The sequence below is a fragment of the Pseudidiomarina sp. WS423 genome (assembly GCF_050750165.1).
GTDB classification, from domain to species: Bacteria; Pseudomonadota; Gammaproteobacteria; order Enterobacterales; family Alteromonadaceae; genus Pseudidiomarina; species Pseudidiomarina fusca.
The window spans coordinates 62,768-87,708 of record NZ_JBOJLN010000004.1 but is presented as its reverse complement, the minus strand read 5'-3'; the positions used below and the strand labels follow the sequence as shown (position 1 = coordinate 87,708).

At 44.8% G+C, this 24,941-nt stretch carries 21 protein-coding genes; 11 read left to right on the top strand and 10 right to left on the bottom strand.

What is annotated here, in order from left to right:
* Nucleotides 1–132: 132 nt before the first annotated feature.
* A complete protein-coding gene (locus ACQ661_RS05770) occupies nt 133–339 on the top strand; it encodes a cold-shock protein (RefSeq protein ID WP_034733468.1) in 207 nt (68 codons plus the stop codon).
* Between the two features lie 687 nt (nt 340–1,026).
* On the opposite strand, the gene qacK is transcribed toward ACQ661_RS05770, so the two are convergent.
* From qacK to ACQ661_RS05755, 3 genes are all read right to left on the bottom strand, one after another.
* A complete protein-coding gene (gene qacK / locus ACQ661_RS05765) occupies nt 1,027–1,359 on the bottom strand; it encodes a quaternary ammonium compound efflux SMR transporter QacK (protein WP_431667903.1) in 333 nt (110 codons plus the stop codon).
* Nucleotides 1,360–1,536: 177 nt separating this feature from the next.
* A complete protein-coding gene (locus tag ACQ661_RS05760) occupies nt 1,537–2,184 on the bottom strand; it encodes a hypothetical protein (RefSeq protein WP_431667901.1) in 648 nt (215 codons plus the stop codon).
* A gap of 93 nt (nt 2,185–2,277) precedes the next feature.
* A complete protein-coding gene (locus ACQ661_RS05755; protein WP_431667900.1) occupies nt 2,278–2,757 on the bottom strand; it encodes a hypothetical protein in 480 nt (159 codons plus the stop codon).
* Nucleotides 2,758–3,200: 443 nt separating this feature from the next.
* On the opposite strand from ACQ661_RS05755, the gene ACQ661_RS05750 reads away from it, so the two are divergent.
* The 9 genes from ACQ661_RS05750 (at nt 3,201) to ACQ661_RS05710 (ending at nt 14,088) form a co-directional block, all read left to right on the top strand.
* Nucleotides 3,201–3,815 carry a recombinase family protein gene (locus ACQ661_RS05750; RefSeq protein WP_431667899.1) on the top strand — a complete coding sequence of 205 codons (615 nt, stop codon included), beginning with the start codon at nt 3,201–3,203 and terminating at the stop codon, nt 3,813–3,815.
* Nucleotides 3,802–5,787 (top strand): type I restriction-modification system subunit M, encoded by a 1,986-nt coding sequence (locus ACQ661_RS05745; protein ID WP_431667898.1) that lies wholly within the window; start codon nt 3,802–3,804, stop codon nt 5,785–5,787. Before ACQ661_RS05750 ends, ACQ661_RS05745 begins: the two co-directional genes overlap by 14 nt.
* Entirely contained in the window at nt 5,784–7,127 is a 1,344-nt protein-coding gene (locus ACQ661_RS05740; protein WP_431667897.1) for a restriction endonuclease subunit S, read from the top strand. Before ACQ661_RS05745 ends, ACQ661_RS05740 begins: the two co-directional genes overlap by 4 nt.
* Nucleotides 7,128–7,176: 49 nt before the next feature.
* A complete protein-coding gene (locus ACQ661_RS05735; protein WP_431667896.1) occupies nt 7,177–10,344 on the top strand; it encodes a type I restriction endonuclease subunit R in 3,168 nt (1,055 codons plus the stop codon).
* 40 nt (nt 10,345–10,384) lie between these two features.
* A complete protein-coding gene (locus ACQ661_RS05730; RefSeq protein ID WP_431667894.1) occupies nt 10,385–10,708 on the top strand; it encodes a hypothetical protein in 324 nt (107 codons plus the stop codon).
* A 138-nt stretch (nt 10,709–10,846) separates the two neighbouring features.
* The gene (gene csrA, locus ACQ661_RS05725; protein WP_431667893.1) at nt 10,847–11,029 is read left to right on the top strand and encodes a carbon storage regulator CsrA; all 183 of its coding nucleotides are present in this window, start codon (nt 10,847–10,849) and stop codon (nt 11,027–11,029) included.
* A 74-nt stretch (nt 11,030–11,103) separates the two neighbouring features.
* Complete coding sequence (locus tag ACQ661_RS05720) at nt 11,104–12,651, top strand: hypothetical protein (RefSeq protein ID WP_431667892.1); 1,548 nt, start codon at nt 11,104–11,106, stop codon at nt 12,649–12,651.
* A gap of 49 nt (nt 12,652–12,700) precedes the next feature.
* Nucleotides 12,701–13,351, top strand: a complete 651-nt coding sequence (locus ACQ661_RS05715) for a hypothetical protein (RefSeq protein WP_431667891.1) — start codon at nt 12,701–12,703, stop codon at nt 13,349–13,351.
* Nucleotides 13,352–13,416: 65 nt separating this feature from the next.
* Nucleotides 13,417–14,088, top strand: coding sequence for a DUF4145 domain-containing protein (locus ACQ661_RS05710; protein WP_431667890.1), 672 nt, complete (start codon nt 13,417–13,419; stop codon nt 14,086–14,088).
* Nucleotides 14,089–14,687: 599 nt separating this feature from the next.
* Here ACQ661_RS05710 and ACQ661_RS05705 read toward each other — a convergent pair.
* Nucleotides 14,688–16,052 carry a DEAD/DEAH box helicase gene (locus ACQ661_RS05705; RefSeq protein WP_431667889.1) on the bottom strand — a complete coding sequence of 455 codons (1,365 nt, stop codon included), beginning with the start codon at nt 16,050–16,052 and terminating at the stop codon, nt 14,688–14,690.
* Nucleotides 16,049–16,564 (bottom strand): hypothetical protein, encoded by a 516-nt coding sequence (locus ACQ661_RS05700; protein ID WP_431667888.1) that lies wholly within the window; start codon nt 16,562–16,564, stop codon nt 16,049–16,051. Before ACQ661_RS05700 ends, ACQ661_RS05705 begins: the two co-directional genes overlap by 4 nt.
* A gap of 229 nt (nt 16,565–16,793) precedes the next feature.
* Between ACQ661_RS05700 and ACQ661_RS05695 the strand changes: the two genes are divergently transcribed.
* Complete coding sequence (locus ACQ661_RS05695) at nt 16,794–17,006, top strand: helix-turn-helix domain-containing protein (RefSeq protein WP_431667886.1); 213 nt, start codon at nt 16,794–16,796, stop codon at nt 17,004–17,006.
* Between the two features lie 358 nt (nt 17,007–17,364).
* Here the strand turns inward: ACQ661_RS05695 and ACQ661_RS05690 are convergent, their stop codons facing one another.
* Genes ACQ661_RS05690 through gmtY form a run of 5 tightly spaced genes read right to left on the bottom strand, consistent with a single transcriptional unit; the run spans nt 17,365 to nt 24,761 of the window.
* Entirely contained in the window at nt 17,365–19,524 is a 2,160-nt protein-coding gene (locus tag ACQ661_RS05690; RefSeq protein ID WP_431667885.1) for an AAA family ATPase, read from the bottom strand.
* Nucleotides 19,521–19,958 (bottom strand): VPA1267 family protein, encoded by a 438-nt coding sequence (locus ACQ661_RS05685; protein WP_126832266.1) that lies wholly within the window; start codon nt 19,956–19,958, stop codon nt 19,521–19,523. Before ACQ661_RS05685 ends, ACQ661_RS05690 begins: the two co-directional genes overlap by 4 nt.
* Nucleotides 19,958–20,635 carry a gamma-mobile-trio protein GmtX gene (gmtX, locus tag ACQ661_RS05680; protein WP_431667884.1) on the bottom strand — a complete coding sequence of 226 codons (678 nt, stop codon included), beginning with the start codon at nt 20,633–20,635 and terminating at the stop codon, nt 19,958–19,960. Before gmtX ends, ACQ661_RS05685 begins: the two co-directional genes overlap by 1 nt.
* Nucleotides 20,635–23,304: a gamma-mobile-trio integrase GmtZ gene (gene gmtZ / locus ACQ661_RS05675; RefSeq protein WP_431667882.1), complete on the bottom strand. Its 2,670-nt coding sequence runs from the start codon at nt 23,302–23,304 to the stop codon at nt 20,635–20,637. The genes gmtX and gmtZ overlap by 1 nt, the downstream gene beginning before the upstream one ends.
* Nucleotides 23,304–24,761 carry a gamma-mobile-trio recombinase GmtY gene (gene gmtY / locus ACQ661_RS05670; protein WP_431667880.1) on the bottom strand — a complete coding sequence of 486 codons (1,458 nt, stop codon included), beginning with the start codon at nt 24,759–24,761 and terminating at the stop codon, nt 23,304–23,306. The genes gmtZ and gmtY overlap by 1 nt, the downstream gene beginning before the upstream one ends.
* Nucleotides 24,762–24,941 lie beyond the last annotated feature (180 nt).

Below are 24,941 nucleotides of genomic sequence, written 5' to 3'. Positions count from 1 at the left end.
AAAAAATTCGGCTGTCTAATTGTGGCCTGTTACGAAGTCTATTGCTGTACCTCGTTTTGTAAGTCCCAAGTAATACACGTATTTTTATTAGCATTACCCTAGATTTTCACATGCAATACGAGGAATCACGGCATGTCTACAGTAACTGGTAAAGTAAAATTCTTTAACGAAGCTAAAGGTTTCGGTTTCATCGAGCAAGAGCAAGGCGCAGACGTATTCGTACATTTCAGCGCTATTCAGTCTGACGGTTTCAAAACCTTAGCTGAAGGTCAAACTGTTCAGTTCACTATCGCTCAAGGTCCTAAAGGCCCACAAGCTGAAAACGTAGTACCTATGTAAGACGTTGCCTTAGCAACGCATTTAGCGAAACGCATTCTAAAAAGCCGCCCGAAGGAGTATATAGTAAAAACAGTGTCTATTCGCGTGTGAGTGAGTGACAGGGCTTTACATATAAGGTCAGCGGCTTTTATTTCAAACGTACATACTGTGTATAATGGTATGTACGTTTTTTATTTGCGCCGAGTCCTTCGGCGGTAACCATTCATCCATGAATTTTTGTTCAGTGTTTAATTGCACCTTGTGAGTGCGACTTGTTCCAACAAGTCGGGAGAGATAGGAGTTTACGTCATTGGTTTAGCAGGACGGGGATAGTTGTTTGCGGCAAGTACAGAGTTGTCGCCGCATCCATGCGGCTTTGACAGTTCAGTTGTTCACTCATTGATTCACCTTCTTGATTAATTGCACTTAATTTACCACCACATTGCAACCGCTCCTTACCACGTATTGCAAATTAATCGCACCACAACTTTCACGGAAAGTACCACTTCGTCGGATCTCGGCTTTGTGCCAAAAGCAGGCATTTTACTATGCAGGAATTAAAGTCGGCTTTTAGGTGTTAGCAGAACGCCCGGCACAGCGGCAGCCGTAACGGAGCGGTTTTGTGTTAATGTTTGAGCGCAGCGAATAACACAAAACCGCGTAGTATAGGCTGTCCGTCTGCTGCCGATTGTTAGATGCCAGTGCCACTTAATGAACGCTTGCTTTAGAAAGCAAATTTAAAACCAATACACCGCAAACTATTAAACTAATACCCACGAAACCCCATGCATCAATCTTTTGCCCGTAAAGCCCCCATGCAACAGCAGTGACTAATACTACGCCAAGGCCAGACCAAACTGCATAGGCCACCCCTATAGGAATAGACTTCATGACCAATGAAAGGAAATAAAATGCAATTCCATAGCCAACAATTACGATGAAAGATGGTACGAGCTTCGTAAAACCTTCACTGGACTTTAATGCAGATGTTGCAACTACCTCTCCAAGAATTGCAACAGTAAGAAATAACCAGCTTTTCATGATCCGCCTCCAATATGATTCGAAAGGATTATGTGTTCTTTTCTCTTAAAGTTGCAGTCTTGAAGAAAAAAATTATTCGTGCGCAACTTTCCGGTTAATTACATCTAACGCTGCCATAATTTGCAGCATGACGCGAAGCGAAATGCTGTCAAATTGATGGCTTTGTTAAGCATCTTTTCATAAGGACAGGTAATATTCTGCATAGTAGCTTTGCATGAATTCCAAAGCCTGCTCTTCTGACCAATCATATTCACCATCTACTAGGTCAGTAAATTCTGTTTTAAACATCTCAGTTTGTTTAAATGCATGGAACTTTTTATCTCTATATGCAAGAAACTCTGAATGAGACATATTTAAATGACCAATGACTGAGCCGCTTTTAATATTTATGATCTGATATTTTTCATATGTAGAACCGTAGCCCATATGAACATAATTTGTCATTTCACCATCAGGTATAATCAAAGCACCACTAAACCAGTCAGCAACAACCTGCTTTTTCTCAGGAAAGAGTGTTTCTATTATGCTTTTACGTTCTCTTTTATCCTTGGATGGGTCACTGACAATCTCTATAGTCATGTCAACAAGGAAAAGCCCGCCATTTTTGATTTCCCATGTTGCTAGGTATCCCCTCCAGTTAGAGGACCATATCGCGGCTTCTTCTGGTGGTTCCCAGTTAACACTTTTTAAAAATGATTCCAATGGATTTGTATTTAAAGAAAACTCCTCGCCTTTAATTAATATTTTATCTGGGCTCTGTGCTGTAGCTTCAGCTCTAACCGAAAGAAAGAGCAAAATCAAAATTGTAAGTACTTGTCGAATCACGGTGTATCCCTAGATGCTTAACGCCTAAATAACCGGCGCGAGGTACGAGCGTCCGGCGCCGCAGGCGCGAAGTTGATTGAATGGTTAGGCATTTTAGTAGCCCTCCGCTTCTAGCTTTAAAACCATACCGCCAATATGTTCATCTTCCTCAAGCGAAAGATTCAACAGTGCCCCACGATCTTTACTGCCAAAATATAATGAAACCGCCGCGTGACTAAACTGAACGTCCTTTTCAATTTTTGTTTTTGGAGAAAGGCAGAGAAGGAATCTTTTAAAGTTAAGTCCTGGAAACTCCGTCGAAGTGTTACTCATTAGATACTCGCAAGCTTTCTTTGCCGAGGGCACATCGCCATGAATGCACCGCTTAGCTGCCATGACATATTCGCCGTCGTCATCAACGCCACTAAAATTTGAACCCCATGATGTATGCAGCTCGATTGACGCGGCCTGATCAACACTTATAGAGCTAAGAAAATCCGTCAATTTTGGGCATAGCTCATCACTTTCCGCAACTACCGCGTGCGCATACATGAGTGGAATAGCAAAAATGATAAAGTATTTGGCTGAATTCATAGTGTGCCTAACAGTTATTATGTAGACCTCTCAGTAACATCCGAAAGGCAAAACAAATTTATACCTATGAGTTTACTGAAAATCAATAATTTAAGAAGCTAGTTAAGGACTTAATTTACTTTTAATTTACGACATTACTGAGACTTCTCAGTAATGTCTTCACCCCAAAACGGGGTAATACAAATACTGAATTACGAAGTCTAAGTCAGCAACGCTAATTTTTGTTGTAAGTGTTCTACTCATACACGCCTCTTTTAAGCGTTATTTTTATAACGATTAACGTAGCGTATAAAATATAATCATGAAAGGTTAGGCCTAAAATAGGTGATTAGAAAACCCTCGTTTTCTATACATCCTAATGAATCCCCAGTTACTCCCTCTTTTACGTTGAAATATGTCCAAAAATCACGTACAACAAACTATGTCTAGAAAAGGGGCGTATAATGCTCATAGGTTATGCACGTGTAAGCACGCAAGAGCAAAACTTGCAGATGCAGGTCGATGCACTCGAGAAATCTGGGTGTGAGCAAATATTTCAAGAAAAAATCACTGGGAAGTTTCGGGAGCGACCTGAACTGTCGCAGTGCCTGCGTATGCTGCGTAAAGGTGATGTTCTTATTGTTTGGAAACTGGACCGCCTTGCTCGCTCTCTGAAGAATTTAGTTGAGATTGTTCAAGACCTGCATGATCGAGAAATCGGATTTAAGTCGCTTACTGAATCCATTGATACTACGAGCTCAGGTGGCCGTTTGGTGTTTCATATATTCGGCGCACTTGCGGAATTTGAGCATGACTTGATTCGCGAACGAACTAAAGCCGGTCTCGTTGCAGCAAGAGCTCGCGGTCGTAAAGGTGGACGTAAGCCTTCAATGTCTGACGCCGATGTACGCAAAGCTGCTGCGATGTTGCTGGAGCCCACGATGACAAAGACCGAAGTTGCTGCCCATTTTGGTGTAACTCGAACAACATTAAATGCATCACTACAAAGAATTGATTCAGCCTCCCAAGCAACAGGGACAATAAATACCTCAACGGAGCCCACGGATGACAAACGATAAAACCAATCACTCACAAACCGCTGCTTTTATCTGGTCTGTAGCCGACCTTCTTCGCGGTGACTTCAAGCAAAGCCAATATGGTCGAGTGATTCTGCCGTTTACGCTTTTAAGACGCTTAGAATGCGTACTAGAGCCAAATAAAACACAGGTGCTTGCCGCCGCGAAAGAGCATCAAACCAAGCCGGATGCTGTTCGGGAGAAGCTTTTGCTACGCGCTGCCGACTTGCAGTTTTTCAATGCGTCACCACTGAGTTTAGGAAGTCTTTCTGATAGCCAGACCGCTGATGACCTCATGAGCTACGTGCAGTCATTTAGTAAAGATGCGCGTGAGATATTCGAGCATTTTCACTTTGAGGATTTTGTTCAGCAACTTAGCGCCAATAACCTGCTTTATCAGGTGGTGCAGCGCTTTGCCAGCATTGACCTTAGCCCGAACTCAATCAGCAACTTTGGTATGGGTCTTATCTTCGAGGAGCTAATTCGTAAGTTTGCTGAAAGCTCGAATGAAACCGCCGGTGAGCACTTTACACCGCGCGACATTGTGCACTTAACGACGTCTTTAGTGCTTACAGGGCAAGAGAAGCGTCTGTCCCCGAGTAGCATTGTGACAATCTACGACCCCACGGCTGGAACGGGTGGATTCTTATCTGAGGGTGATGAATACATTCAGCAAATCAGCGACGGGGTGACCGTTTCATTGCATGGGCAAGAGCTTAATCCAGAGTCATACGCGATTTGTAAAGCGGACATGTTAATTAAGGGCCAAGATGTCAGTAACATCAAGCTTGGCAACACCTTATCGGATGACCAGCTTGCTACAAGTAAATTTGACATTATGCTGTCTAACCCGCCTTTCGGGGTGGAATGGAAGAAAGTGCAAAAACAAGTTTCGGACGAGCACAAGCATCGCGGCTTTGATGGGCGCTTCGGCCCCGGGTTGCCGCGTGTCTCTGATGGCTCGCTTTTATTCCTATTGCACTTGGTCAGCAAAATGCGTGATGCCCGTGAAGGCGGTTCACGTATTGGCATCATCTTAAATGGTAGTCCGTTATTTACTGGTAGTGCTGGCAGTGGTGAGTCTGAGATTCGTCGCTATCTGCTACAAAATGATTTGGTTGAGGCCATCGTCGCATTGCCCACCGATATGTTCTACAACACGGGTATTTCAACGTATGTCTGGGTGCTTTCAAACAATAAAACCGCAGAGCGAAAAGGCAACGTTCAGCTCATTGACGCCAGTGACCGAGCCACCAAAATGCGTAAATCGTTGGGGAGTAAGCGTCAGTTTGTCAGTGAAATCGACCAAGACGACATTGTTCGCATGTATGGTGATTTCCAAGCATCGAAGAAAAGCAAAATCTTCCCTAACGAAGCGTTTGGCTATCGACGCATTACGGTTGAGCGCCCACTTAAACTTAACTTCCAAGCATCCGAAGAGCGTATTGCGCGAATTAAAGACGAAAACGCAATTCAGAAGCTATCGAAGGATGCTCAAAACAGCCTCATAGCGGCCTGTCAGTCCCTTAACTCAGAGACGCTATACCTAAATCGTAAGCAATTCCAAAAAGACCTTAAATCGGCGTTATCGCAGTATGATGTTTCTTTGAGTGCACCACAGTTAAAGGCGGTGCTTAATGCGCTCAGTGAGCGTGACCCCGAGGCCGATGTCTGCACTGATAGCAAAGGCAATGTTGAAGCTGACACAAGCTTGCGTGATTACGAGAACGTGCCGCTTACTGAGTTTATCTATGACTACTTTGAGCGTGAAGTGAAGCCTCATGTTCCTGATGCATGGATTGATGAGTCGAAGCGCGATGAGAAAGATGGTGAAGTCGGTATCGTAGGCTTTGAAATCCCGTTTAACCGTCATTTCTACGAGTTCACCCCGCCACGTCCACTTGAAGAAATCGATGCGGATTTGAAAGAGTGCACCGACCGTATCAAGCAGATGATTGAGGGGTTGTCGGCATGAGTTTTCCAAGGTATGCGGAATATGTTGATTCTGGCGTGGAGTGGCTTGAGCAGGTTCCTTCGACTTGGCTAATAAAGCGTCTGGGACATTTCTTTTCGGAGCGAAGAGAGAAAGTAAGCGATAAAGAATTTACTCCCCTTTCAGTGACAAAGAATGGGATAGTCCCGCGCTTAGATACCGCCGCCAAAACGCAAGATGGTGATAATAGAAAAAGAGTTGTAGCTGGTGATTTTGTCATTAACAGCCGCTCGGACAGAAAAGGTTCCTCTGGACTATCTGCTCTAGACGGCTCTGTTTCTCTCATCTGCATTGTTTTAGAGATGAAAGAGGTATTCGGGAGGTATGCACATCATTTACTCCGCTCGACTGTATTTCAAGAAGAGTTTTACAGGTTTGGAAAAGGGATTGTTGCTGACCTTTGGAGTACGAATTTTTCAGAAATGAAAAATATCTTAATTCCAGTCCCCTCAAGATTTGAACAAACCCAAATCGCCCGTTTCCTCGACCACGAAACCGCGAAAATCGATGCCTTGATTGCTGAGCAGAAGCGCTTGATAAAACTGCTTCAAGAAAAGCGCCAAGCCGTTATTTCGCATGCTGTGACCAAAGGCCTAGATCCGAATGTTCCGATGAAAGATTCAGGTGTAGAGTGGCTTGGGGAAGTGCCGGCGCATTGGGAGGTTGCTCCAATTAGGCGCTTAATTCATGAACACAAACAGGGATATTATACGACGGAAAGCTATGTTGACGTTGGGGTTAAGCTATTGAGAATCACTGACCTCAATGGTAGGGGTGGTTTAACCACAAAAAGTTGCCCAAAAGTGTCAGATGTCCCTGGTGTTGAAAATTACATTCTAAAACAAGATGACGTTGTGTTTGCGCGAACTGGCGGGGCAGGTTTATTTGGAGTATTTGAAGAGCATGAGAGAGTTGCTTTTGCTTCTTATTTGATTCGTTTCAGTTTCAATAAGGATTCGATTAACATTAGGTTTCTACGCCAGTTTCTTCTCTCTAGTTCCTTTCAGACGCAGTTAGAGGTTCAAGTTCATGGAGGGGTAAACAAAAACGTGCATGCTGAGGACATCAAAAATTCAGTTATGGCTGTTCCGCCTATTGAAGAGCAACGCCTCATATCTCGGGAATTAGAGCAAACAGAGTTAATGCTCGATAACTTGATGGCTGCTTCCGAAAAATCAATTAGCTTAATGAGTGAACGCCGTTCCGCACTAATCTCCGCCGCCGTCACAGGCAAAATCGATGTGCGCGATTGGCAGCCTCCGGTTGACGAAAGTGCCTTTGACGAGGACGTGCGTAAAGCAGGCCTGGAGGCATCAGCATGAACGGAGCAGCAGTCGCACAAATTCGGATACAAGTCACGGAGCATTAGTCATGGCAGACAGTCGCGAACGGTTTTTTCAAAACGATATTATCAAGGCTTTGAGTGCGCAGGGATGGCTTGTTGGTAAAGCGTCCGAGTACGACAAAGCGCATGCGCTATACCCTGAAGATTTGATTGGGTATTTTAAAGACGCATGGCCTGAGCGCTGGGAGAAGTTCTGTAAGAGCAACCCACAAAACCCTGAGAAAGTCTTCGTACAGAAAACTGTTCGCGAACTGGAAAGAAAAGGCACATTAGATGTGCTGCGCCACGGCTTTAAAGTGCCCGGTGTTAAAATTGACCTGTGTAGCTTTAAACCCGACCACAGCATGAACCCCGATACCGAACGACGCTACGCTGCAAATCGGCTTCGCGTGGTTGAGGAAGTATCTTATTCACCTCACGCACGTCCCGGTGACTACAACCCAAGGCTTGATTTAGTGCTTTTTGTTAACGGTATTCCCACAGCGACATTGGAGCTCAAAAGCGAGTTTAAGCAAACCGTTGAGCATGCTAAACGCCAGTACAAAAAAGACCGTCCGGTTAAAGATCCGGTAACACGCAAATCTGAGCCGCTTTTAACATTCAAGCGCGGCGCGTTAGTTCATTTTGCCGTGAGCCAAGATGAGGTCGCCATGACGACGAAGCTTGCTGGCAAAGATACTTTCTTCTTGCCGTTTAACCGGGGTACCGCAGATGGTGGTGCCGGCAACCCGCGCGCTGAGCATGAAGGTACTTATGCAACTGCGTATTTGTGGGAGCAGTTATTCCAAAAGGACGCTTGGCTCAAAGTTCTAGGGCGATTCTTGCACTTAGAGAAGAAAACGGAAGAGGACTTTTATGGCAACCGCAAGTCAAAAGAGACGCTTATTTTCCCGCGGTATCACCAGTGGGATGTAGTTAATCAAATCGTCGAGACAACGCGCAGCGAAGGTGCGGGTAAGCGTTACTTGATTCAACATAGCGCTGGCTCCGGTAAATCTAATTCAATTGCATGGGCCGCACATCAACTTGCTCAGCTCTATGATGCAGATGGAAATAAGCTATTTAGCTCAGTCATTGTGGTTACCGACCGAACCGTTTTGGATAGTCAGCTTCAAGACACAATTTATCAGTTTGAACATGCGCAAGGCGTAGTACGTCCGATTAGTCGTGACATTGGCAACCAAAGCAAATCAGAACAACTAGCCGAAGCACTGGCCGAGCAAACGCGTATTATCATCGTGACCATTCAGACCTTTCCTGCACTTTTCGATGCGTTGGAGAAATACCCGAAACTGGCGTCCGGTCGCTATGCTGTTATCGCTGATGAAGCTCATTCCTCGCAAACAGGCTCGTCTGCAAGCAAGTTAAAAGCCATTTTAGGTGGTGAGCTACCCGAAGGCGAAGAATTGAGCGCAGAGGAGCTCCTAGGCGCTGCTGTGGCTTCACGTAAACCAAGCGAGCAAATCAGTTACTATGCATTCACGGCCACGCCGAAAGCGAAAACATTAGAGCTCTTTGGTCGCGAGCCTGACCCGACCCAGCCAAGAAGTGAAACCAATAAGCCAGAAGCCTTTCATCTTTATTCCATGCGCCAAGCCATCGAAGAGGGATTTATTCTTGATATTCTGCGGCGCTACACCACCTATGCAGTGGCGTGGAAGCTTGCACACGGCAATGGTGAAGACGATGAAGTCGATTCAAAGAAAGCACGGACCACGTTAGCAAAATGGGTGCGGCTGCATCCATACAATATCAGTCAGAAAGTCGAAGTGATTGTTGAGCATTTCCGTGAGAATGTGCGGCACCTACTCGATGGCCAAGCAAAAGCGATGGTGGTAACGAGCAGCCGACAAGAGGCGGTTCGTTATCAGTTAGCGATGCAGCAGTACATCAAAGACAAAGGCTATCAAGACGTACACCCGTTGGTTGCGTTCTCTGGGAGCTTGCCGCCCGATGATGTTATCCCTGAAGAGGTGACAGAAACTAGCAAATTGTTAAATCCGGGGTTGAATGGCCGCGACCATGCAAAGGCATTTGATACTGACGAATACAACGTGATGCTAGTGGCCAATAAGTTTCAAACAGGCTTTGACCAGCCCAAGCTTTGCGCCATGTATGTGGATAAGAAACTGCAAGGCGTTGAGTGCGTACAAACCTTGTCGCGCCTAAACCGGCTATTCCCCGGTAAAGAAACCTTCATCCTCGATTTCGTCAACGACACCCAAGACGTTCTTGATTCGTTTTTACCCTATTACAACAAAGCTGAGCTTACTGGAGTTTCGGATGCGCAGGTGGTTTACGACCTGCAAGACGCGCTTGATAAAGAGCAAGTGTATCAATGGAATGAAGTCGAGGCGTTTGCACTCGCCTTCTTTGACCCAAAAGCTGATTCATCGAAGCTTTCCTACTATTGCCAACCAGCGCGAGAGCGCTTTAACAAGCGCTACAAGCTACTCAGAGATGAGCGCAATGATGCGCGTCATACGCGTAAACAGGCCGAAGCAGATGGCAACACAGTCGGCGTTAAGCACGCAGATTCAACATTAAAAGAAATCGGTGAAGCGCTGGATACGCTGGACCTCTTTAAAAAGAACCTTGGCAGCTTTGTTCGTGCCTACGAATTCCTCTCGCAAATCATATTCTTTGAAGATGCGGAGCTTGAGCAACTTTGTGTGTTCGCAAAACACTTATTACCACTGCTTCGCCAGGAAGCGCTCGAAGACGATGATATCGACATTTCAGAGCTGGCATTGAGCCACTACCGGATTACGAAGCGAAAAGAGCATGAGTTGCGCCTTGCTCAAGATGACGCAGAATACGGCCTAGATCCTATCACCGAACTCGGCTCAGGTAAGGCCCATGACCCAGAGAAAAAACGGCTTTCAGAAATTATCGCGGCATTGAACGATATTTTCGGCGCGGAAGTCAGTGATGAGGATCAACTGCACTTCGCGAACGGAATCGCAGAGCGTGTTCGCCGCGATGATGCAGTGATGGCGCAGGTGAATAGCCATTCATCAGACCAAGTCATGCATGGCCTATTCCCGAAACGCCTGACAGATTTGGTGCTCGACTCAATGGCTGACCATGAAAAGCTGTCGATGGGAATTCTTGAAAATGAAGATAACCAAAAAGCCTTTGCAATGCTGATATTGCGGTTATTGACGTCGCAAAGCCAAGCGAGCATTCGATAAATCCATCAAAATAATGTAGTCAAAATGTTCAAGTTTTTAGATGAGTCGGGTTGGCTGGCTGCTGGCGTCGCAACGCATTCTACTCGCATTAGGGGGGAACTTAATGAAAATTGAAGGCGTTAAAGCTATCACTGTAACGGTTGATATTTTGTGCGATATTTGTGGCTCGAGTGTAATCCCAAACGCCTACAAAGGAAATGCTGATGACGTCACTAAGTTTAGTGACTATGCGACGCTCAAAGCGTCGTTCGGCTATGGATCAAAGCGCGATGGCGAAGAGTTTAAGTTAGATTTCTGCGAACGGTGTTTTGATTTGATAGTCAGCAAAGTAGAAGAACTGAAGCGAATTCATGATGAAAAGTGATAGTCGATAGTAAATGTTACGAGAGCCACTGAATTCAGCGATTGCCCACCAGTTTTTGTATTGAGCGTGCTTGGTTGTTGTCATAGGCTAGCCTTTAGATTAACAACAAGAGCTAACAACACAAGCACGGGAGGCTTTATGCTGATTTTGACGCGACGAGTTGGTGAGACATTGAAGGTAGGTGATGACGTATCGGTTACTGTACTAAGAGTGAATGGGAATCAGGTTAAGATTGGAATCGAGGCGCCAAGCGATGTTGCGGTGCATCGCGAAGAAATTTACCTGCGCATTCATGAGAAACAATATGTTTATGCAGAATAATGGACAAGCTATATATTCAAATTTTGAGCCGAAGAGTTGATTCCTCTTCGGGGCTACCTTGAAGGGAGGAGGCAATGACCGTTGATATTGGTGATGTCGGAGAGGATTACTTTTCTAGCTTGTGTTCACGAGCCGGTCTAATACGCAATTTATCTCACCGAGATAAAACGGGTTGGGACCACCTAATTGAATTTCCTCTCGAAGTTGCCATCTCCCTAGCTTTTGCGCACTTGGCACCCAAGTCTTGCTACGTCCAAGTCAAAACGAGCAAGAAGCGCCCCAGTGCTCAAATCAAAGGTAGTAACCTCGTAAGAATGGCAACATCACCCCACCCATACTTTATTGCTTTTATAGTCTTAAATGAGCACGACGAACCCTCAGAGCTTTACATAAAACACTTCGGACAAGAACTCATCGAAGCTGCGTTAAAGTTGCGTTACGAGGTCGATTCAGGAAAACTTGGAAAAGAGCTGCATCAAGTTCGGAGAACGATTAATAGCATGCCTGAAGAGCGGGTCGAGCCAATGACTCCAGATAAGATGAGAGAAAGCCTAGGGCGATACATTAGCCCAAATATGAATGATTATTGTTCATGGAAAAGTAAGCTAATTAAAAGCGCAGGGTTTGAGCAAAACGGACTGATAATGAATATTTCATCAAAAAGGTCCGACTTACCAGAAAAGCTTGTGCGTATGTCTCTTGGTTATGACGAATCTCTGGAAGATTTTGAAGTAAAGCACTTCATCGAACGGTTTGGTTTCAGAGAGGAAGCCTGGCCGTCCCTAAGCAGTATGAAGAATGCTAAACTTACAATGCCTAACGTTCAGCCGACCGCGCAAGGAAAAGCATCGTTTAGAGATGAGCCATTAGGAGCTCGTATAGATTTTGCAGCTGACTTATACATGCCTATAGGTTTAGGAATTTTCCCTGAGGAGGCTTTGGAATTTCGCCTTAATTTAGGGCTTGTTGATTTGCGTTTTCAGTTGAGTTCAGGTCGAGCCGGCGTTGATGTGAATATTGACATGAAAGAAAGGTATAGGTTCGAGTTATTACATCGTTCCTTAAAATTACTCAAGTTACTTTCAAAGCAAGAAGCTTTGATAACATTAAGGTTCGAATTCTCTGATATTCCACTTAATAACGCAACGATATCCAATCCTGCGATCCCATTCGAGCAAGATGAAATTCTTTCTGGCCTTGATGCACTCAGTTCCATCCTGAGTGTTGCTGGAGAGTGCGGTGAGGTCTTTATTAGTTGTGAAGACATTCTTAAAAACGCACCGAGTATTCACCACGCTTTACCTATTTACATTGGTCAACCCCATAGAATGCGAGCAGAGTTTAATGTTGATGAGGAGCTGGATGAAGACCAATCAACTACCTGCGTAACATTGCACCTTCTGAAGGTGGGATCTATTCGATTGGTTGGAGTGCTTGTATTGCCGGGAGAATTATCCCTGCTTTCTGAAAATCGCTACAGGGTAGAAACTGAAATGTGTAACGTTCATAGAATGGCATTCCTTGAACCTTCAGATGTTCTAACTGACGAACAGCAAGCAGCGATGCTTGAAGAGGCTAAGGCAGTATATCGTGAACAACAAGTAATTGTTTTAAAGGATTGATTAGTAATCTATAAGACAATGTCCTAAGCGATCTAAGCTGGAGAAATTCATGGGGAAATCACTAGTGCGTCAAATATTACAAGAGATGCAGGATGACAACCGATTAGCAAAAAGTCGTCGAAATTTGCTGGCCGTTTCATCCGTACTTATCGTTATGACATTCGCCGGTGCAACTCTCACGAAGGTTAACGGTTTGATTTTTGAGTTAACCTTTGAAAGCCCAGAGCGTTTACTCACGGTACTTTGTATTGCCACCATTCTGCTTACAATTCGTTATTACAATCATGCATCTAAATATCACTCAGCTATTAGAGAGCGATGGACAAAAACTCTAGTTCGTGATCAACGTGTTCTAACGAAATGTGAACACAGTGATGAGCTAGATGGTATTGCGTATTTGATCGCACCAGGAGATTCAGGTTATGACGATCCCGAAAGTTCTAGTCCTACATTAAACTTCCATCCACGACTCATCTTTAATGCCGAGTTTATATACGAAATTGATGTTTCTCATGATGTAATTACCCGGCCAGTGAGTATCTTAGCATTATGGAAAGAATATAAGTCTAAGTACTTCTTAGCTATCAAATTGACGCTAACATATTGGCTCGACGAGCAACTTCGCGAACCTGACTCCCTCTTTCTTTTCTCACCGTACTTACTCAGCATAGTCGCTGTAGTGCTCTACTTACGAACTTAGCGCATACCTAGCAACATAATAAGAACTGAATTTAGATAATAAATACTATAACTGGGAGGTAGTCGATGCAATTACTGGTTCAAACAGAGTGTAATCAAGTTAACACCAAGTTTACTTGTCCAATTTGTCGAATGGAGAGCCGCTTTGAATATCATAGGCTTGGTGGGCAGATGGCAGTAAGACACACTCAAATGTTTGGGGTCTCTTGCCACGCATGCGGCCAAATTTCCTTTTGGATAAAGGAAAATAATGGACACCGAAGAGGTCCAGCAACTATAACGCTGGTTCATCCTATTGTTTCAGAGCATCCAGAACCACACCCTGATATGCCAGAAGAGATCATACCGGATTATGAGGAGGCTCGCTTAGTTTCCATCTATTCGGCTAAGGCTGCATGTGCACTGCTTCGTTTAGCTCTCCAAAAGCTATGTGTTTCTTTGGGCGAACCAGGAAAGGACCTTAATACAGATATCCGCTCTCTCGCCAAGAAGGATGACTTCTCTCAAAGGATAGTCACTGCCGCTGATACGCTACGCATCGTTGGAAATAAGGCTGTTCATCCGGGTGAAATGAGCGATGACGATATAAACGAAATCTGTGCTGGATTGTTTCGCCTCATAAACCTCATTATTGAGCAAGGCATCACCAAGCCTCGCGAACTAGATGAGCTATACCGCAAGGTTCCAGAAGGGCCGCGAAATGCCGCTGAAGCAGCAGACGCGAAGAGTAAAATTTAACCACAGAGAATAGAGAACAAGCCATAAGGCACATCAATGACATTATAATTACTACACTAGGCTTTCTTGAAGAGCAGATATTTCTTACAAACGAGCTCACTAATTTGACGTTTATGAGTGCGCGGGCAATAAATGGTCCCTTGGCATAGCAAGTTTCAATTATCTAGGCCGAGTTTTCGGTAAATTTCTGGGTTGGTTGAAGCCGAGTTTACCAGCATGGCAATGCTCTCTTGGTGCAAGAAAAATGCGTTGGAATGAGCTTTATTTCACTCAGTAACCGACACACAATACCTTTGTGGAAAGCCTGAACGGTAAGTTTAGGAATTAATGCTTGAATTAGCCTTGGTTAAGAGCTTTGGATGAAGCGTGAAACTATATTGAACAGTGTGGTAACAGCGGCATTCCAACGAGAAAGCCCCCAGTTCAGCGAATTATTTGCCACTAACTGAGTGCGCAAAGCAGATGGCGTGCACCTTGGATTTAGCTAAAGCAGTTTCTTGTGGTGTTCGCGGTGGTTGGCCACTACTGTATGATTAACAGACAAGTGTGGGCTAATGAGAATTATCAATGGCCATTAACAATGATATTTCATTTAAACTCTAAAATATCGAGAACACTTCATGCCGAAACTGGCCGTCCAGCCTAAAAAGCAGCGGAGTTGCGTCAAGCGTCACATCGGACATTGTATTGTTCTCATCCAGCAATTCGAGCTCCAATCCAGTCGATTTTGCTTGCCCCTCACTAATTGGAGGGATCTTTATCGACGCGCTTTTATCAAACTCTTCTTCAATTTCCATCATCGTTACAAGCTTGCACTTGTGCTCAGGCAAGTCTCGTTGGATACGCTCTGCAAATTCCAGTAATCTCGGTTCGGCGAATGTGTATAGCCAGCCTTTCTTGTTGCTAACGTGAGGCATGACGCGAAGGGCACGGCCTAAAACCTGTCTAAAAAATAATTCAGTTCTGACGGTGCTCAGATGCACACACAACCTTAAACGAGGTATGTCGGTGCCCTCGGAAACCATCGAAATACTTACAATCCACTGTGTTTTATCATGTCTGAAACGTTCAATGATTTCTTCTGGATTGTGCTCTTGATATGTCACTAAAACAGCGGTCTGCTGGTACTTGTGCCTGAGTATGTTAAGGATTTGACGTGCGTGCTCGATGGACTTCGCAACCACAACCCCAGCGGCATCCGAATGAGTTAATCTTACCGTTTTAAGTTTTCCGACGGCTTGTTTCAATATGTAATGCAGGGCATCCGTGTTTTCGAGTATATCAGCATACCGAATATCGGAATTTTCGAGCGCATCTGTGATAGACGAGTAACGCTCATCACCAACCGTCAGGGAGCTATTATCAAACAGGCATATTTCAGGCACGCGGCATACACCATCACGGACTGCCTGAGTAAGTCCATACGTGTAATCGCAAGCAATTCTAGAGTCTGGTTCAATATAACGGGCAAGCGTAACGGGCGTGCTATCGCTCCTCCATGGAGTTCCTGTCATGGATAGAATAAACGTAGCGTTATCTTTGAGTTTAGCTAAAATCTCTCGGCCCCAAGCATTAGCCAAAGCTTCCACCGCTCCGCCAGCATGATGGATTTCGTCAAACACTAACAGTACACGATGATTGCGCAAGATTTGCCAGTTCTTGGAGCTATTCATTACTAGAAACTGATAGGTATATACAGCACCAACGTCACCTATAACGCCATCCATGCCACGGTTTAAAACATTGGTGAATGTCTCAGCTATGGCCATGGTTACGCTTTTTGAAGGAGCGAAGCAAATGACATAATCTATAAGGCCATCATCGAGCAGGCTTTTTGCCAAAGCAGCTGCCATAACGGTTTTACCCGCACCAGGTGTCGCAAGTGAAAGAAAGTTCTTTTGCCCCGACAAGAAAGACTTTTTAGCTGATCGCACACAATCAAGCTGCCAAAGCCGTAAATTCATAACCCAAGCTCTTCTATCGCGCTCTCTAATGCCTTTACTCGCCCTTGAAGACGAAGAGCATTCTCTTTGGCCGCTTGATACTTGCTTTGTAATATCGCGGTGAGCTGAGGAAACTGATGTGAAAGGTCTTGATACTCCTGCACCTCCGCACTATGCGCTGCTAATTCAGCACTGTAATCGGATAGTCGCTGCAATAATGTCTGCTCAACCTCAGGAATCACAGGCTCAGGGTATTCATCCTGAGTAGAAGGCTCGTTAACGCCTAGTCCCATCTTATGGTAGCCCACCGGCGTGATGGAATAGCGATTATTTCGATTATTCTTTTCGTTAACGTGGCACTCTAAGTAACCTTCTTGCGTCAACGCCCACATGTATTTGTAAACATTAGAGTGAATTTTCTTGTAAGGCATTGAAGGGTATGAACTTTCGCAGATCTCCCTTACTTCGTTAACACTAAAATCATGATCGGAAATAGTACAGATAGCTTCAATTACTGCTTGGCGAAAAGACACTCGAGTGCGCTCCATCTAATTCCGGTTAATTATACTTAGGAATCCTAAGTATATAGGATGTTTTATTCAGGTGACAATCAAATCATCATAAGTCACATAAGATGAAATAGAATTGCACACTGGACACCCATTTCCTAAGCGCCTTCAAAGTGCGAGACTTGCTTCCAATTTGAGCCAGCGACAGCTAGGCATAAGAGTCGGTTTAGATGCTGGCTCTGCAAGTAGCAGGATGAATCATTATGAGAAAGGGCGGCACGTACCGGATTACTCACTTGCATGTAAAATTGCGAGCGAATTACAAGTTCCGGTTGCATACTTTTACTGCGAAAATGATAGCGATGCAGAACGGCTATTAAAAATTGCCAAACTTGAACCTCCTGAGCTGAAGATATTAGATGACCTGCTGGCCCGCCACACAAACAGTGACGTTGATATAGCTTAGCGGTACAGTCTTGGTTTCGAAAAGCAAAAACTCAAAATCGAATGTCCCGCCTCGTATTGATTAAATCCTTTAGTGCATAGCTTCAAGCATATTCCCGCCCACTGATGGTTTTTTATAATTAATTCATTAGCTCAGAATGATGGTGACAAAGATGTCTTTTTGTCACCAGTAAGTTATGAAAGCAAGTGACATTCCTAAAAATGGATAGATCGCTTTAAACAAAAGCTTAAAACCAATGTCACTACTTACGCAATTAACCTGTGTTGTGGAAACGACAAAAGCTAAGTTGGATGGTATGGCCCAGAAAGTCTTTGCATGATTGATATCGTGAACGGTTTAACGATATTTCGGCTGGTTGTCACATTAGAAGCTCAGCCAAGTAGCTATTGCGTTTATGCGAGTTGCTCATCGTCTCTATAATTTTCTTGAAATCATCCTCTGTGCCAACAAGATGAATTTCAGCCTCGGCCCTTGTGATTGCTGTATATAACCAAGCCCTGTCAACAATGCGTCCCGCTTGAAGTGCAACGATTACTCTTGGAAATTGAGAACCTTGGGCTTTGTGAAGAGTTATTGCATAACCCAACTCCATGCAATCGAGCACGGATTGTGTGACCTCAACTTTATCGCCCGTATCCAGCGTTACTTCACCATAACTTTCACCTGATGAGTCAATACTGGTAAGCGTACCAAGAGAGCCGTTTTGAATGCCTTTATCATAGTGGTTTTGCGTAAATAGAATCGCATCATTCAATCTGAGGTTTTGAAAGAATCTCTCACCGTGCATTTCAAACTCAAGCCTTCTACCGCTTGGATTAACAGCCTCTTGGGTCAGTTTATTAATTTCAGCAACGAGTGCCTTGGTCGGTGCCATGACGCGACTATTTTCAGGTGATTGCTGATACAACTCACAACAGGCTTGAGCAATGTCGCTCTTTGCCGTTTCGTGGAAGTGAATAGCCCCCGTACTTAGTTTTTCAGGCACGATACCTTGATTAATGAGCTTGGAGTATTCAGGAATACCCGTTGAGCCTTTCTGACGCTTAACGATATCTAGCATAGTATTAGCAATGGCTTTAGATAGAACGATATCAGCCAAAACCTTGCCGCAACCTATAGGTGGTAACTGGTCAGGGTCGCCAGTAAAGATAATACGAACCGATGGGTGAATATGGTTGACCAGGCGATACATGGTTGGCAAGTCAATCATACTGGCTTCATCTATTACCAGTAAATGCTTTGGCTGGTCTGAACTTGGCTCAATAGGCTCTCTACGTAATAACTTAGCGATAGTTGAGGTGATAAAGCCAATTGACTCATGCAAGCGCATAGCGGCTCTGCCACTCAGCGCGACCGCATGTATTTCAAATCCCATTTGATGGTAGGCTCGAAGTGCGGTTCTAAGGACTGTGGTTTTACCTGTGCCAGCTCCGCCCGTAATACAGCTCACGGCGTTATCCAAACACGTTGTCACTGCTTCAATCTGTTTCTTGGTTAGCTCGTATGGTAATTCACCAACCGAAGAGCAATATGCAGAATTTGCAACTTCGTCATAAAGGTTGTTTTGATTAGCTAGTGCTTTAAGTCGTTTTGCAACGACATTTTCCATTAACAACTGGGCGGTTGGATGATAAGAGCCAGTGTCGGGGTTTAGGATGTATTGCGCTTTGTTGTGACCTGCTTTAAACGCTTCGGTCACCAGTTCCTTATCTTTGAGTAATTTGGTTAGGTATGGGCGTAAACACGCTTGAGTTGTATAGGTGTGGCCTTTCTCAATCTCTTTGCGAATCGCGGTTTCAAGTGCGGCACTTAGTCTGCGGTGATCACAAACTGTGATCTTAAACTGGTCGAAATTGACCAGTTTATCGACATCCGTAAACGACATTCCAAACCCAATAAGGACATACGGATTTTGTTTAATAGCCTCAATAGACTCTTCTCCATGATGCTTCAATAAGCGCTGCTGAATACTTGCTGGTATCTTGTGTTCGGTCATCCAGTTGCAGTAGGCAAGATTTTTATATTTGGCGTAACCTTCAAATAACGCATTGATAGAATCTTCACTCAGGACACTTCTGAGCCGTTCTCTTGATTCATGAGTGTCTTTTCCAACCGTTGGGTGAAAATCCTTTCCTAACAGTTCCCAGAGTGCTCTAGCTTTACTTTCACCGATACCTTTGAAATCACTTTCTCTGGCAATAAAGCGAATAAGCTGTTCACCCGTTTCTGGCAGGCTGCATTCGATGTGCTCTGGTGATTCATAGGTATGCTCCTGCATCACGTAATCACCCGTTTCCATTTCTTCTATTAAACGATGGCCTTTAACCGACCAGTGTTGGCCGAGGGCTGGTTGAACGGGGATGGCATCTGGATCAGCTTTGATGGTGACGTAATACTTGCCACTGTTAGTTTTGTATGAGTTTTTTTTCAGTGGCACACCACTGAATATCACCATTTTGGTAGAGCTGTAAGGAATACTCGTGACACGCATTTGGTCTTGATGGAGTGCAACATTCATCGTGGCATGAACCCCATTTCTGACAAGGTTTCATTCAGTTCGCCAAACCGCTCTAGTTTACCTTCCAGCTCTTTAACTTTGGCTTTTAGCTCAATGTTTTCAGCCTCTAAGGTCGATACTCGTTTTGAGTCGAGCAGCTTGCGATTAGCCGTGTTGTCGTATTGCTTTGGTTTGTCAGCATTGTTCCTTGCAGATTCGGTCAGTGGCGGGAGTATACCTTTATCACGCAATTTGTCTTCTAATGCCTTGAGCGCTTTTCTAAGCGCTGGATTTTGGTTAAGGGCAGACTTGCCGCAACCGACCCCTTTTGCTACTTCGATGCGGTTGAGCTTGCCTTTAAAGGCGATCTGCTTAAAGTCATCATCAGTTTGAGTGGCTTGCCATACTTCAAATGCTTCGAGGTTTTGCTGCGCTCTTTGCTGACCGTTCGCCATTAATCATCTACCTCACCTAGCAACTTGCGTAGACCTGTCGCAAAGCCTCTAGGGAATATTTCTATGTTGTATTCCATGTCTTTAACTTGGCCAGCTTGTGTGGTTTGCCAGTTATGCTTTTCCATACATTCGTCAGAGATAGCGTAGGCTAAGGCTTTCTTCTCGGATTCGGTCAAGATGCCAGATAGTGAAGGCAAGACTTCAACACTCGGCTCTGCGCTTGCATCAAACTGACGTACAGGACGCTTATCAATGGTAATATTCGCGTGCTGTTTTAGTAGATTAACCTCTTTGCGATAACGGTTGCGCTCGGCAATAATCTGACCAAACAAAGCCCGTACCGCAGCGTCTGGAATACGCTCAAGCAGTTTATTATCCTGTGGAACAGACTTAGAGCGTGAGGTTGACGATAACGGCTTTTTGGTGGTTGTTTTGCACTTTGCTGCCCATGCTTCAATCAAGGTGCGGTAGTGCTTGTTTTTGGTTGCTCGTAACGCTTCGTAACCTGGGCCACCCTCTGCTGCTGATACTCGCCCCATTTGTGTAATGGAGAAATCACGCTGCCCCGATTCTACATAGGCTTTCAGGATGTCGTTAAGCTTATCTAGGTTTTTTTGGGTTCTTGGCACTTTGTCGTCTTTTAAGTCAGCCAAGATGATATCAATATTAATGTCCATTAACCCTCCAAGAGCGCAGGTTGGGTGAGATTTTCGAGGTGCAATGCTTTACCAGTGAGCGCACTCATGCCTGCACTAAATAGTTTGTTTTCTTCAAGGTACTCACCTGCCTCAATGTAGTTGGCGACTTTGCGGTAGCCCTCTAATTTGTCATGAGGGTCTGCTATTTTTGTCATGTGACGCAACATGGCATTAGCAGCAATGAGTTGCTGCTTTTCATCCATTTCCAAGAAGATAGGTTCAAAACCCTTTTTCATCAGCATGCGACTGAGTTCAATGGAGCGCTTTTGAATGGCGGGCGTTTTACGAAGATCATCCTGCAAGTCAGGGAAGAATTCGGCATCGTCACATAGCAAGGAGAGGTGTAAAAGTTCTGAGTCGGTTTCGATAAACTTCAAGGCGTAGCTGATATCTTGCTCCGCACCCACGGCAATCAGCTTATCTTTGGTGTCATCCTCATTTCTGGCTTCCTCGACACGAATGATTTTGCTGATTAGCTCGAAGCACGCTATCCAGTCTTTGGTGTATTCATCGGCCTCTACTTGTTGCTTTTCATAGCGACGCTGTAGAACCTGCATGTCATTATGTTTGGTAAAAGGCGTACCTTGCTCTTCACAGAAGAACTGCTCGTCTTTGAGCGCTTCTAACTCACCCTCGATTTCAACCGATAGGTTAGCCGCCTGGTGCGCCTTGTAACTGAGTTGATTAAACTGCGCGTTAAGCGCTGGCAGGTATCGCGCCTCGGTAATAAACCAACGGCAACGAATGCAGTTTTCAGGGCCATGCGATACGCTGTCATAGATGCGATTGGCGGCAGCACTTGCATCTCTAATCAACTCACCACCGTTCCAACACCCGCCCAGCGTACTGACTTCATCGGATTTTACGGTGTTGCCTCCGACCAAACATAGGCCAGATGAACGCTCCTCCCAGCCGATGGGATTACGGTTAACCAGTGCTGCCTGAATGCTATCTTCTTTGTGGTAGACCATTTTGCATTGAATTTGCGCTAGTGAGGCATCTTTGAGGAAGTTGCGCACTGACTGCTTGGCTTTACCCTCAAGCTCCCATTCAGCTTCACTCATTTTTTCCGCCATCACGGACGGGGTGATTTTGTTGTAATAGATGGTCATTAGGATACGTGAGTGCCCTGCCAGTAGTTTGGATATGACAGGTAGTGGCAATTGGGTATCCATCGTGTAGGCAGTTATCAGCGATACACGCAAGCTGTGCAGGGGGAAATTTGTGGCAACCTTAGCCCTTTCGTTAGTGTCTTCTGGGTAATCCACAACCAGTTTAAGTCGCTCTCCATTATCAAGCGTATTACCTTGCTCAGCGAGCTGGTTTTCCAATTCCAGTAACAATTGATACCAGAAATGTGCTATATTCGCATCCCCACAAATTGGTTTGTATTTATCTTCTCCTTTCGCTGACGCATCCCGAAAGAGAAAGGCGACTTCACCCATGCTCTCTAGCTGGGTTTGTGACTTCTTTTTCGAAATATGTTTCCTTAGCAGTGCGGTGCAGTCTGTTGGCTTAACTATAGGGTTATATTTTTCCTGCCAGTTACGCAGTTTTTCCAGCCAATATAATACTTCCTCATTCTGCCAAGGGATGATGTAACCCCGCTCAAGTTCGTCTTTATTTTGGTCAGCGGTTTTGTTGGTGTTGATATATAAACCTGTGGAATACTGGCCTGTCATAGTGTCATGGATACGGCGAAAGATGCCTTTACCAAAAGGGCGTTTTTCGCTACCGAGCGCAAAGTCATGCTTGTCATTGAGCTTCCAATGACCGCTTTCATAACGCCACGTATCCGCTTCACCACTGTCTAACATACGCACTTGATAGGTGCGCAGTGGCAGATGCAGCTTCATAAATATAACCATCGCTTTGACAGGTGACCAGATTTGGTGGAGGGTGATTCTTTTATTATCTCTAGTCACTTCTTTGGTGCGCCACACGCAATCGGGGTCGGTTTTATCAATCAAGTCAGGCTCGACCTCGAACCAGTCGCCACTTTGACCTACTTTGCCTTGCCCTGTCTGCTCTTGTGCCCATGCCCAATGCTTGAAATGGCGGTAGTGATAGCTAGGCAGTAACGACTCGCCTTGTGGTAGGTTTTGCTCAATCACTGTCAGTTCCGCTTTGTCTGGCAATGGACACAGAATTTGGCGCAGGTCTTGGATGTAGCGATACGGAAGTGGGTTACGTACGGTTTCAGTGTGTGAGGATTGCTTCTTAATTTTGCTCAGCGGATTGCGAACCAGTGGCATTAAGTTGCCGCTATCATCTTCTTCAGATAGATGATGTTCAATGACGTAATTAATGAAGTCACAGGGGTGGTTGATAGATTTTGATACTTCCTCGGGGGAGTTAAGAGTTTTTCTCACAGTAGCTTCTAGCTCTTCAGTGGAGCAGATATGGCCATTGTAGCCCTTGAAAAACAGACCAATATCAGTTGCATAGGGAGCGCACTCTAACAGGTAGGACTCAAAAAAACGGCTCAACGCGTTACGCTTGTCGTTAACCCCCGCATGCTGTGTCGCCATCCACTCAGCGGCTAATTCCTGCCATTGCTCCCACTCAGGGCCAAGGGTGGTGAGCATCCATTTAAACGTTAAGTCCGATGCACGTCCGTCATTTTTTCTGCCTTTAGTTCTAGCCATTATTTACCTCGCAATTTGGGGTGCTTACCTGTGAAATACCCTTGCGGGTCAATGTCGTCAAAACCATGCTCGACCAACTCTTTCCAGTCGAGCGCTTTGACTTTGGATTCAGGATTTGCCAGTTGTAGCGTGGCCTTGTTGAGTTCATCGGAAATTTCCTGCTGCCCTTTACCTGTGTAGGGAACTTGAGACTCCAGTGATTTATGGTGCATACATCGTCGTATCACCAACGGGTTAAGTCCTGAACGCTCTAAGCGTCTGCCATAGCTATGACGATGACCGTGCGGGTCGAACCCTTCCGATTTGTTTGGCTCTAAGCCAATGCGCCTTAATCCCGCTGCATAGCTTTGGTGAAACGCATTCAAAGTGTATGGGTTTCCAAGGGCGCTGTGATGGAATGAAATGAACGCATAGGGGTGATGGCAGTCAATACTGGCTCGATATTTTTGATAACTCTTCCACAGTGACATAAAAACCTTGCCATAATCCGTTGGAAACCACTGAACTTGTATGTAGTTATCTCGATGGTCTACAACTCTTGTTTTCCAGCCAACGTATGCCGTGCCTTTCATTCGTTTGCGTGGTATACGAGCGTATTTTTCTTGTAAATAGGCTTCTCTGGTTTTTGTCCCTGAGCGACTACGCCAACCTTCGGGTGCTTTACCATCGACTTCGTTGTAAATTCGAACTATCGCTTTTTCAGGGTCATACGGATCTTCAAGTACATCAGTCACCCACAGCATAATAGCTTCGCTTTCACGCAAACCGCCACCGTGCATTAAGAGCAACATAAGCTTATCTCTCAACGCAACTCGCGGATCTTTTGCTCCGCCAATACCATCTTTATAGAATGATTCCCAATGCTTATCTGGGAATGCTAAAGCATCGTCTTCGGCTTTCATCAATGGAGTGCGTCCTTTCATTGTGCGAGCTTTACGGATGGTTCTATTAACGGTTTTATCTTCAATATGCCCAAGGAAGTCATTTTGGTTTTTTCGATACCATGCCGCATAATTCAAGCGTTGCTCATGAGGTGTGGCATCTCGCAAAGGGTTCATTGACTCTTCGCCAAGCTTGTTAGCCAGCCAATCAGTAAATGCCGTTAATCGATGAATATGTTTATTGACGTTATCAGTTGAGCTTGGCACCCAGTACAAGCCAGAGGGATCTAAACCATCTTCACCGATGGTGCCTGTGTAAAGACGCTTAGCAAAGGTTTGGAATAGCATTTTAGGATCTTCAAATAATCCTTTGTTGGCTTCCATGTAATCCAAGAGCAAAGAAGTGGCTTGTATAAAACCATTCATTAAAGCATTACTAGCACCATCAGCTTCCATCTTTAGCAAGTAATCGGTAACTGAACCAACTTCACCTTGTTCGGTGATCAAGATGGGGAGCTGACTTTTAATGCCAGTATTATCTTCTACGATAGTTGCTTTGACTTTAACCGATGACAAGGTTCATTCCTTTATACACATAAAACATACAATACACTATAATGCTAAAGTGTTTGTTGTCAAATAAAAAGGCAGATTTCTCTGCCTTAATACACAATATACATAGTTCAAGGTACTATATATAATCAATGAGCGGCTTTTTTTCGTCTAAAGACCCATATTCAAAGGCGCCGATCCAAA

Coding starts and splice junctions, on each gene's coding strand:
- ACQ661_RS05770 (WP_034733468.1), top strand. CDS start 133: ATGTCTACAGTAACTGGTAAAGTAAAATTCTTTAACGAAGCTAAAGGT.
- qacK (WP_431667903.1), bottom strand. CDS start 1,359: ATGAAAAGCTGGTTATTTCTTACTGTTGCAATTCTTGGAGAGGTAGTT.
- ACQ661_RS05755 (WP_431667900.1), bottom strand. CDS start 2,757: ATGAATTCAGCCAAATACTTTATCATTTTTGCTATTCCACTCATGTAT.
- ACQ661_RS05750 (WP_431667899.1), top strand. CDS start 3,201: ATGCTCATAGGTTATGCACGTGTAAGCACGCAAGAGCAAAACTTGCAG.
- ACQ661_RS05745 (WP_431667898.1), top strand. CDS start 3,802: ATGACAAACGATAAAACCAATCACTCACAAACCGCTGCTTTTATCTGG.
- ACQ661_RS05740 (WP_431667897.1), top strand. CDS start 5,784: ATGAGTTTTCCAAGGTATGCGGAATATGTTGATTCTGGCGTGGAGTGG.
- ACQ661_RS05735 (WP_431667896.1), top strand. CDS start 7,177: ATGGCAGACAGTCGCGAACGGTTTTTTCAAAACGATATTATCAAGGCT.
- ACQ661_RS05730 (WP_431667894.1), top strand. CDS start 10,385: ATGAGTCGGGTTGGCTGGCTGCTGGCGTCGCAACGCATTCTACTCGCA.
- csrA (WP_431667893.1), top strand. CDS start 10,847: ATGCTGATTTTGACGCGACGAGTTGGTGAGACATTGAAGGTAGGTGAT.
- ACQ661_RS05720 (WP_431667892.1), top strand. CDS start 11,104: ATGACCGTTGATATTGGTGATGTCGGAGAGGATTACTTTTCTAGCTTG.
- ACQ661_RS05715 (WP_431667891.1), top strand. CDS start 12,701: ATGGGGAAATCACTAGTGCGTCAAATATTACAAGAGATGCAGGATGAC.
- ACQ661_RS05710 (WP_431667890.1), top strand. CDS start 13,417: ATGCAATTACTGGTTCAAACAGAGTGTAATCAAGTTAACACCAAGTTT.
- ACQ661_RS05705 (WP_431667889.1), bottom strand. CDS start 16,052: ATGAATTTACGGCTTTGGCAGCTTGATTGTGTGCGATCAGCTAAAAAG.
- ACQ661_RS05695 (WP_431667886.1), top strand. CDS start 16,794: ATGAATCATTATGAGAAAGGGCGGCACGTACCGGATTACTCACTTGCA.
- ACQ661_RS05690 (WP_431667885.1), bottom strand. CDS start 19,524: ATGAATGTTGCACTCCATCAAGACCAAATGCGTGTCACGAGTATTCCT.
- ACQ661_RS05685 (WP_126832266.1), bottom strand. CDS start 19,958: ATGGCGAACGGTCAGCAAAGAGCGCAGCAAAACCTCGAAGCATTTGAA.
- gmtX (WP_431667884.1), bottom strand. CDS start 20,635: ATGGACATTAATATTGATATCATCTTGGCTGACTTAAAAGACGACAAA.
- gmtZ (WP_431667882.1), bottom strand. CDS start 23,304: ATGGCTAGAACTAAAGGCAGAAAAAATGACGGACGTGCATCGGACTTA.